8 protein-coding genes are annotated in these 10,461 nt (G+C 33.7%); 7 read left to right on the forward strand and 1 reads right to left on the reverse strand.

Going from position 1 to position 10,461, the window contains the following annotated elements; translation table 11 throughout:
• Nucleotides 1–9: 9 nt before the first annotated feature.
• The 7 genes from ctlX to ACMHJ2_RS02875 all read left to right on the forward strand — a co-directional run bounded on the left by ctlX (nt 10) and on the right by ACMHJ2_RS02875 (nt 8,030).
• On the forward strand, nt 10–945 hold the full coding sequence (gene ctlX, locus ACMHJ2_RS02845) for a citrulline utilization hydrolase CtlX (protein ID WP_413511440.1): 936 nt from the start codon (nt 10–12) through the stop codon (nt 943–945).
• 143 nt (nt 946–1,088) lie between these two features.
• Entirely contained in the window at nt 1,089–3,212 is a 2,124-nt protein-coding gene (locus ACMHJ2_RS02850) for a TonB-dependent receptor plug domain-containing protein (protein ID WP_413511441.1), read from the forward strand.
• A gap of 2 nt (nt 3,213–3,214) precedes the next feature.
• The gene (locus ACMHJ2_RS02855) at nt 3,215–4,663 is read left to right on the forward strand and encodes an HmuY family protein (protein ID WP_413511442.1); all 1,449 of its coding nucleotides are present in this window, start codon (nt 3,215–3,217) and stop codon (nt 4,661–4,663) included.
• A gap of 249 nt (nt 4,664–4,912) precedes the next feature.
• A complete protein-coding gene (locus ACMHJ2_RS02860; protein WP_413511443.1) occupies nt 4,913–5,569 on the forward strand; it encodes a class I SAM-dependent methyltransferase in 657 nt (218 codons plus the stop codon).
• A 148-nt stretch (nt 5,570–5,717) separates the two neighbouring features.
• Nucleotides 5,718–6,284 carry a xanthine phosphoribosyltransferase gene (xpt, locus tag ACMHJ2_RS02865; protein WP_413511444.1) on the forward strand — a complete coding sequence of 189 codons (567 nt, stop codon included), beginning with the start codon at nt 5,718–5,720 and terminating at the stop codon, nt 6,282–6,284.
• 146 nt (nt 6,285–6,430) lie between these two features.
• Entirely contained in the window at nt 6,431–7,438 is a 1,008-nt protein-coding gene (locus ACMHJ2_RS02870) for an LLM class flavin-dependent oxidoreductase (RefSeq protein WP_413511453.1), read from the forward strand.
• A gap of 37 nt (nt 7,439–7,475) precedes the next feature.
• Nucleotides 7,476–8,030 carry a hypothetical protein gene (locus ACMHJ2_RS02875; protein WP_413511445.1) on the forward strand — a complete coding sequence of 185 codons (555 nt, stop codon included), beginning with the start codon at nt 7,476–7,478 and terminating at the stop codon, nt 8,028–8,030.
• A 36-nt stretch (nt 8,031–8,066) separates the two neighbouring features.
• On the opposite strand, the gene ACMHJ2_RS02880 is transcribed toward ACMHJ2_RS02875, so the two are convergent.
• Entirely contained in the window at nt 8,067–10,232 is a 2,166-nt protein-coding gene (locus ACMHJ2_RS02880; protein ID WP_413511446.1) for a M3 family metallopeptidase, read from the reverse strand.
• Nucleotides 10,233–10,461: the final 229 nt, after the last annotated feature.

Here is a 10,461-nt window from a genome sequence, read left to right on the forward strand (position 1 = left end):
TTTCCTAGTATGAAACAAATAACAAATAATATTTTGATGATTCGCCCAGTTGCCTTTCGTATGAATGAGCAAACAGCGGTGAATAATTATTACCAAAAGGTGTTGGATAATTTAACTCCTGCAACGGTTAATGCAAAAGCCCAACAAGAGTTTGATGCATTTGTTGAAAAATTACGTGCCGTAGGTGTGAATGTTATAGTGGTTGACGATACAGTAGATCCTGACACCCCTGATAGCATTTTTCCAAATAACTGGATTTCTTTTCACGATTCAGGTGAAGTTGTTTTATATCCGATGTTTGCTGAAAATAGACGCTTAGAAAGACGCGAAGATATTTTAGAAATATTAGAAGAACAAGGTTTTGTGATTAATGACATTTGGGATTATACATCAGCAGAAGAAGATGATTTGTTTCTAGAAGGAACAGGCAATCTTTTACTGGATAGAACAAATGAAATTGTGTATTGTGCTTTGTCACCACGTGCAGATGAAGGATTAGTTATTGAGTTTTGTGAAGATTTTGAGATGAATCCAGTTATTTTTGAAGCTTTTCAGACGGTTGATGGCGAACGAAAAAATATTTATCACACCAATGTGATGATGTGTTTAGGAGATACATTTGCCGTTATTTGTGCTGATACAATTGATGATAAACAAGAGCGAAAAATTGTTCTCAATCACTTGAAAGGATCTGGTAAAGAAGTGATTTTGATTTCAGAAGAACAAGTGAATAATTTTGCAGGAAATATGTTGCAAGTAGTAGGAGCAGAGGACAAAAAATATCTGATCATGTCTACACAAGCCTATAATAGCTTAACAGATAATCAAGTGAAAGCCCTAGAAAAACACGCAAGTATTCTACATAGCAGCTTAGATACAATTGAAGCATGCGGAGGGGGAAGTGCAAGATGTATGATGGCAGAAGTATTCTTACCTAAGAATTAGAAGATCAACGTATAGATAGAAGAAAGCGAAGTAAATAACTTCGCTTTTTTGTTGAAAAATATATTATTTAAAATGAGTTTAAATAATATATTTTATTATATTTGCAATTAAGAATACATCTAAATAAAAGACTTTACATATAAATGAAACGTTCACTACTGCTTGTAACAGGTACATTGCTTACATTAAGTACAAACCTAGTTGCTCAAACGAATGAAACGATCAAAGAACCGGAACAGAAATTGGAAGAAATTGTAATTTCTGGTCAATATAATCCTCAATCGATCAATAAAGCGGTCAATAACGTAACGGTCTTAAATCGACAAAGAATCGAAAATTTAGGAGCTGTTACTTTAGCTGATGCTTTAAATCAAGTAATGAATATTTCTATTTTACCCAATGCAGGTACAGGTCGTTCGACGGTTAAAATGTTTGGTTTGGATGCACAATATTTTACGATACTGATTGATAATGTACCGATGATTTCGGATGAAGGATTTGGTAATAATACGGATCTGACGCAAATCAATTTAGATGATATAGAACAGATAGAAATTGTAGAAGGAGCTATGGGTGTTGACTATGGAGCCAATGCAGTAACTGGAATCATCAATATTATTACAAAGAAGAATCATATCAGCGATTGGAATGTCAATTTCTTTGTACAGGAAGAAACAGTTGGAAGCGAATACAATTTAAAAAATAAAGGAAAGCATATTCAAGGAATCACAATGGGGCATAATGTCAGTGATAATTTGTATGCAAGTATTTCGTATACCCATAATGATTTTAAAGGATGGTATGATGAGCGAAAAGGGTTTACCTATTACGGAGATGAAGATAAAAGAGGACATGAATGGTTACCTAAGAATCAAAACAATGTAAAAGGTTTTTTAAATTATCATCACAAATCCTATCGAGTATATTACAAGTTTGAATATTTTGATGAACGCATGAAAGATTATGCGAAGCTTTTTAATATTAATGAAGATCCCATTTTTGAAACAATTAATCCAGTTGCTTTAGATCGTATTATTAATACACAGCGTTGGTCGAATGTTTTGAATACATCCGGAAATTGGAATGATTGGTTGCGATTTGATTTATCATTTTCTTATCAAAAACAAGAAAGGGAAATGAATAACTATAGATATCGGATCATGTATGATGAGAAATACGATAAAAGCTCTTTCAAAAGTGAAAGTAGAGAAGTGTTTTTCTCAAGAGGAACGTTTAGTGATTTTCTAAAATTAGAAACCGCTAAATTTCAAGTAGGTTATGAGGTCGCTTATACGAATGGTTATTCTGCTATGTCTGCGCAATTAGCTGAAAACCCACAGAAAAAAGCATTGGGAAGTTATGATTTTTACGCTTCTTCTGAGATTAATGTTTTACCGCGATTAATGGTACGTCCAGGTTATCGATTGATGACTTCCAATACATTTGAGAGTCAACATGCTTTGAGTTTAGTCTTAAAGTACGTGCTACCTGGAGACTATGAAATTAGAGGAACGGTTGGTACTTCACCACGTTTACCTAATTATGAAGAACTGTATACTTATTTTGTAGATGTAAATCACGATTTGCAAGGAAATGAAAACTTGAAACCTGAAAAAGGAAAAACGCTGTTTTTAAATTTTAAGAAAACATTTGCTTTAGGTCATAACATGGAATTAAGTAATAGTTTAACGGGACGTTATTTAGAGGTTTCAGATAAAATAGATTTAATTGAATTGGTAAATCCAGAAGGATTAAAATTTGTTTATGAGAATACAGATTTATATCGCAATATTGGCGTTACCTTTTTGAGTCAATTGAGTTGGAATTCTTTTGATTTTGGATTGGGATTTACGATGTCAGGGGTATCACAAGAATTGTATAAAGCACCAAAAGGAACCGATAAGTTTTTATATACGCCAGAGGTAACAGCTAATATTAATTACCGTTTAGAGAAAACAGGAACTAATTTTTCTTTGTACTATAAATTTAACGGAGAAGAAGAACGCTTTAAAAAAGGATCAGACGAATTTGGTGAATATTATGCCAAAGGAAAACAAGAGAGTTATTCTTGGTTGGATTTTAGTGTGAGACAACCTTTTTTAAAAAATAGGTTGCATGCAACACTAGGTGCGAGAAACTTATTTGATATTAAAGATGTTCGCTCAACAACGAGCGGAGCAACTGCACACACAAGTGGTTCGACTTCAAACCCAATTGGATATGGAACGAGCTTCTTTTTTAAATTACAATATAAATTAGGCTTTTAATTATGAAGAATTTTAGATTAGGAAAACTTGTTATTGCAATTGTTGCACTTGTTTTTTTCAGTTCATGTGAAAAAGATTCTAATAATGGAAATAGTGATACAAGAGAGTTTATTGTAGCTTTTGAAGATCCTTCTATCCCCTATAGAGAGATTGAAACTACACGAGAAGTAGATTTGGTTTTTTCGGAAATCGCTCAAGGAGATGGTTCAATTGAAATTCAAATTATTCCTAGTAAAGCGGTGTATGGACATGATTTTGCTACACTACCACAAGCGGTTGAGCATAAAATGATTGTGCCAATTACCAAAGGAACAAAAAGCAGTTCTTTTACCTTTGAAAATTTAATCTACCCTTATGACCGAATGGATAAAACCATTCAGTTTAATATCGTAAAAGTAAATTACACAGTAAAAGTACCTAAAACACAGGGGTTTAATGTGATGATGATTAGCTTCGATACTTCTTTGGGAGGTATTCTAACACCAAATGTTGGTGGACCAACACAACCCAATCAAGTTTATGTAGATCTAGGTGGAAAAGCAATGTATGAAGTAAAGCGTACGTCTTGGGATTTAGCTTTTGATAGTGGAAGCGAATTTAGAGTGCGTTTAAATGGATCGGTTTATATGGCAGCTGGACAAATTAAAGGGGGTACTTCCATTGATGATGTTCGTGAGGATAATACAATCCGAGATATGAAAAACTTGGTAAAGATTGGAACTTTTGATCCTGCAAACCTTGAATATATTGATGATCCTTCTGGAGATCTTAATGAAACAGCTATTAAGGCTATTTCGGATGTCGATAGTAACAATAAAGTCTATTTAGTCAATATGGGGTTTGAGCCTGGAGAAGGTAATGTTACACCTGGTTCTGTTGAAGTAACAGGAAAAGAACGCGGATGGAAAAAGATACGTATCTTGAAAAGAGAAGGCGGTTATCTATTGCAATATGCAGATATCAATGAGAGTACACACCAAGAAGTCAAAATAGCTAAAACGCCAGGATTTAATTTTACTTTCTATAGTTTCAACACCAACAGTATTGTAAATGTAGAACCAAGTAAAACAAAATGGGATATCAATTTTACAGTGTTCACAAATAAAGTGGACCAAGGAGGAGATCCTAAAGGGTCTTATGGGTATTCTGATTTTATTTTGCAAAATAGATATGGTGGTGTAAAAGCATATAAAGTAACCATACCGAAAGGGGAAAGTAATTTCTATAAAGCATATAATCTGCAAAGTGTAGAAGAAAGTAAATTATCAGATGACTTTAGTACCATAGGCGGTACATGGAGGGAAGTAGCCAATAGCAAAATTTTATACAAAGATGTATTCTATGTGATAAAAGATGCGAAAGGACAATTTTATAAAATGAGAATGTTAGATTTCTTCAATGAAAAAGGTGATCGTGGATATCCTAAGTTTGAGTACGCTTTGTTGAGATAAAAGATATATAAGAGAATATAGGGATAGTTGTCGCACTCTATATGTTGAATTCAATCGAACGGCAAATAGCTTTTTGTATTTGTTCTTTATTGAGTTGTTAGTTTATTTTTGTTAGGAAAACCCCGAAAGATCACTTTCGGGGTTTTTCATTTTTAATCGGTGTATTTTACACCAGATAATCCAAAATATTAGGCAGGAATATTATGTAGATTTATTCTAAATAACTATATTTGGGTAAAATTAAAAAGAATGAGTAATTTAGATTTAAATGAGGTAGCAAATCAGTTAAGATGCCCTTCGGGACAAGTAGGAGAGGAGTTGGCTGAAGTAATGTTTAAATCAAATAGCAATATGATTTATAAAACAGTAGATCGATTGCAACTTTATCAGCATGATGCTTTACTAGAAATCGGATTTGGTAGCGGTAAACATCTGCCTTATATATTTTCTGCTGCTCAGAATCTCAATTATTTTGGAATTGAAATTTCAGAATTGATGTTGGAAATGGCTATGAAAGTCAAAGATTCATTAGATAAAGAACAGATTGAATTAACACTTACTCAAGAATTAAATACACTTCCTTATCCCGATAAATTTTTTAATCATTGTTTTTCTGTAAATACCGTTTATTTTTGGAACGACCCCGTTAAATATTTTACAGAAATTTATCGCGTTTTAAAACCGGGAGGGAGTATAGCCTTATCCTATATAAGAGAAGATTTTGCTCAACAACAGCCTTTTGCTAAGGAAGATATTTTTCATTTTTACCGAACAGAATGGCTCATACGTATTATGACTAATATTGGATATAGTCAGGTAGAACGTTGGCAATATATAGAAAACACATTAGATAAATTAGGAAACAAGGTAATTAGGCCTTTCGTTGTTTTAAGAGGAAAGAAGTAAGTTTTAGGGTAAGCCTTTAGGCTAAGAATACGGTTGTGAATTTTGTAAACGTGTTTATATTATTTTAACTTTGCATATAATTAGTTTACCATAAGGAGATTTGATTAAATCTCCTTTATTTATTAATAGGCAACACATATATAATATAATGGAATTATTACGTCAACGTATTCTTCAAGATGGAAGATGTTTTGAAGGAGGAATCTTAAAAGTAGATAGCTTTATTAATCATCAAATGGACCCCGTGCTAATGAAATCCATTGGCGTTGAGTTTGTCCGTCGTTTTGCAGGAACCAACGTAAATAAGATTATGACCATTGAAGCTAGTGGGATTGCACCAGCTATTATGACGGGGTATTTATTAAATCTTCCCGTAGTTTTTGCGAAAAAAAAGAACCCAAGTACAATGGAAAATATACTACATACCCAAGTTCACTCTTTCACTAAGGACAGAACCTATGATGTTGTTATTAGTAATGATTTTCTAACTCCAAATGATAATGTACTTTTTGTAGATGACTTTTTAGCCTATGGAAATGCCGCTGTAGGTGTATTAGACTTAATCGCACAGGCAGGAGCTAATTTAGTGGGAATGGGGTTTATCATCGAAAAATCCTTTCAAAAAGGAAGAGATTTATTAGAAGAAAAAGGCGTTCGCGTTGAATCTTTAGCCATCATCGACGATCTCTCCAATTGTACAATCACCATTCGATAACTATAAAAGCCTATTCACTTTGAGAATAGGCTTTTTTACTAGGTCATTTTGTTTGATATGTTAAACAATCTCTATTTGTTTAGTGTTTTATTTTTTTATTGATTAATTTAATTCCTTATAAAATATACTAAGTAAGCGTTATGAATATAAATAAAAATATAGAATATTCTTTTTTAGATTTAGCCATTATTGGAGCTGAAAAATCAACTAAAGAAACTTTAAATAATGTATTAGCTACGGCTCAACATGCTGAAAGCTTAGACTATAATCGATTCTGGATGGCTGAACACCACAATATGCCTCATATTGCCAGTTCTGCTACTTCTGTTTTAATTGGTTATGTTGCTGGAGGGACAGAAAAAATAAGAGTAGGTTCCGGGGGGATAATGTTGCCTAACCATCCGCCTTTAGTAATTGCTGAGCAATTTGGAACTTTAGAATCACTTTACCCTAATCGCATTGATTTAGGATTGGGAAGAGCACCAGGTACGGATCAGTTAACAGCCATGGCTTTAAGAAGAAATGATATTCAAAGCAGCAATTTTTTTCCTCAACAAATCAACGAATTACAAACCTTTTTTAGCGCCTCTAATGCAGATGCAAAAGTTAGAGCTTTTCCAGGTGAAGGATTAGATATTCCATTTTGGATTTTGGGATCTAGTACAGATAGCGCTTATTTAGCTGCTGAGCTGGGATTGCCCTATGCTTTTGCGAGTCATTTTGCTCCAGATCAAATACAAATGGCAGCCAAAATTTATAAAAATAACTTCAAACCTTCCTCACAGTTAGATAAACCTTATTTTATGCCTTGCGTGAATGCCATACTTGCAGATTCAACTTTCGAAGCAGAAAAATTGGCTACTTCTTTTTATCGTATGTTCTTAGGAATACTGAGGAATGATAGAAAACCTTTGCAACCGCCTGTTGAATCTATGCAAGGAATATGGGATGTACAAGAGGAGGCAACCGTATATAATATGACTGCTTGTTCCTTTATTGGATCTAAAGAAGAGGTGTTACCTGAACTTCAAAGATTTTGTGAAGTTTTAGAAGCAGATGAATTGATGATCACAACACCTATTTATGATTATGATAAACGAATGTATAGTATGAAATTATTTGCAGAAGTTATGCAAGATTTAGCTCATTCCTAATTTTGTATGTATTTTTGGAGTGTTTAAATAAATAGGTATGAGAAAGAGAATAGGAAGTTTACTGCTTTTTGTAGTTGTACTTGTAGGGTGTAACAAAAAAGAAGCCTATACAGAAATTACTTATGCAAATAAGTTTAGTTTAGAGGTTCCAACTGCGATGCAAAAAACAAAAGCATTAAATAGCCAGGCGACTCTTCAGCTCCAAAATACGGAGGAAGAACTTTATTTAATTGCTATAGATGAAAATAAAGAAGCAATTAACCAAATGTTTGATACTTCTGAAATTGCTAAAGAAGGGGTGGATTCATTTGCTCTCTTCTCACAAGCAACTTTAGACCTCTTAACAACAACGTTAGATACGGTAGAACCTAGTGAGTTACAACTTCAAGAAGTTGTAACCAATAACCTGAATGGAAGAGTTGTGAATTTTACAGCTAGTATTGCAGGGTTAGAGGTGTATTATAAATTTGCGACTTTTGAAGGAAAAGAAGATTATTATCAAGTTTTAACCTGGACGTTAAAGCAAAATAAAGAGAAGAATCAAGAGCAGATGGATACAATGATTAACAGCTTTAAAGAAGTGAAGAAATAAAAAAAAGTCAGAGCACATTGCTCTGACTTTTTTGTTTTAGATTTTAGCATCTAATTTAATAGTTGGATTGAAGGGTTTTTTGTGAGTAAAACCTTTCATTTTTAGATAAGCATCAATAGTTGCATCTTTTCCTCTAAATTCTCGGTACATGACATCTGACGGTTTTGTATTTCCTTTAGATAAGATTTTTTCTCTAAAAATTGCTCCATTTTTACGTGTCATTCCGCCATTATCTAATAACCATTGAAAAGCATCATTATCTAATGTCTCTGCCCAAGTATAAGAATAATAACCTGCAGCATATCCTCCTCCAAACACGTGATTGAAAAAAGAAGAACGGTATCTAGGAGGAACCGTTGCTAAATCAATTCCATATTTTGCTAGCGCTTGTTTTTCAAAAGTCGCTACATCTTTAATATCAGTCTTAGATGTAATAGTATGCCATTCCATATCTAATAAGGAAGCACTCAATATCTCAGTCAACCCATACCCTACATTAAAGTTTTGAGCAGCTTTCATTTTAGCAATTAAAGATGCTGGAATTACGTCTCCTGTTTTATAGTGTTTCGCATAGTTGGTTAACACTTCAGGTAAAAAGGCGAAGTGTTCGTGAAATTGAGAAGGCAATTCAACAAAATCACGAGAAACACTTGTTCCAGCAACAGAAGGATAGGTTACATCAGATAAGAATCCATGTAATCCATGTCCGAATTCGTGAAACATAGTAATTACATCGTCTGGAGATAAAAGAGTAGGCTGTCCTGCCGCTGGTTTTTGATAATTACAAACATTGTAAACAACAGGTGCTTGATTTAATAACTTAGATTGAGTGACAAGGTTACTCATCCAAGCTCCGCCACGTTTAGATTCGCGCGCATAAAAATCGACGTAAAATAAACCGATTGGACTTTGATCTTCATTGAAGATTTCGAATACACGGACATCTTCTTGCCATACCGGAATATCTTTGCGTTCTTTAAAAGTAATACCATATAGTTTTTCGGCCATATAGAATACCCCTTTTTCAAGTACTGCATTCATTTCGAAGTAGGGTTTTACCTCGTTTAAATTCAAAGCGTATTTTTGTTCTCTAATTTTTTCTGCATAGTAATCCCAATCAGCAGCGGTTAAAGTAAACGGATCTGCTTCCTTATTAATAAGGTCTTGAATTTCTTTTGCTTCTTGATTGGCTGCGCCAACCGCATAAGGGCTTAATTGATCCATTAATTTTTTAGCTTGATCGGGTTTGTTAGCCATACTACCCTGTAAACTCCACTCAGCATAATTTTTATAACCTAATAATTCAGCTTTTTCTGCTCTCTTTTTAGCAATAGCAAGTAAAGTCTCCTGAGTATCATTTGCATCTCCTTTTTCTGTGCGATTCCACCCTGCTTCAAATAATTTCTGTCTAGAAGCTTTGTTAGTTAAAGAGGCGGTGATGGGTTGTTGCGTTGTATTGTGTAAAGGGATGATATATGTTCCATCTGCTTGTTTGAATGTTTCTAACTCAGATTCTGAGAGCCCTTCTAATTCCGCTTTGGTGAATTTTACACCTCCAGATTGAGTTGCAGCTAATAATTGATCCCCAAATTTAGTGGTTAATGAGGCTAAATCCTGATTGATTTTTTTTAGCGTTTCTTTTTGTTCGGGTTTTAAATTGGCTCCTGAACGAATAAAGTCTTGGTAGTATACATCTAAAACACGTGCTTGCTCAGGGGTTAAACTTAATGAAGCTTGCTGATCATGCAGTTGTTTTACTTTTTGAAATAAGGCATCATTGAGATATATGCCATCGCGATGTTCTGCAAATTTTGGAGACAATTCTTGATTCGCAGTTTTGATCTCTTCATTTGTATGCGCACCAACCAGTAAATGGAATACTGAACTTACGCGATCTAATAACGCACTAGATTTTTCTAACGAAACAATTGTATTTTCAAAAGTAGGCGCTTCTGTATTGGCTGTGATTTTATCAATGGCTTCAACTTGACGACGCATACCTTCTAATATAGCAGGTTTGAAATCTTTGTTTTTTATTTTTTCAAAATCGGGCGCTTGATAGGATAATGTACTTTCGGTATAAAAGGCATTATTTTCATTCCAATCTGGATTAACATCTACTTGATCTGTTTTTTGTTTACACGAAACACTAAATAAAGTTATACCTGTTAAGGTACCTACAATAGCTTTTCTCACGTACATAATAATTAAGGTTTATAAAGATTGAATTTCAAAGATAGAAATATATTGATGTGATTAATCAAAACTTAGGTAAAGCCAAACGAAAAATAAACTTTTTACGCTGAGCAAAAGGACTATTAGGAGGTTTTTGTTGTGTTTTTGATCAATTCAGAGGAAGTTTTCGTTTCTATTTTGACTAGACATACAAATTATAGGAGGGATGTGTTTTAGAGCATAAAAGGATAAAGTG

The sequence above is a fragment of the Myroides odoratus genome, from assembly GCF_965118575.1.
Classification (GTDB): Bacteria; Bacteroidota; Bacteroidia; order Flavobacteriales; family Flavobacteriaceae; genus Flavobacterium; species Flavobacterium odoratum_B.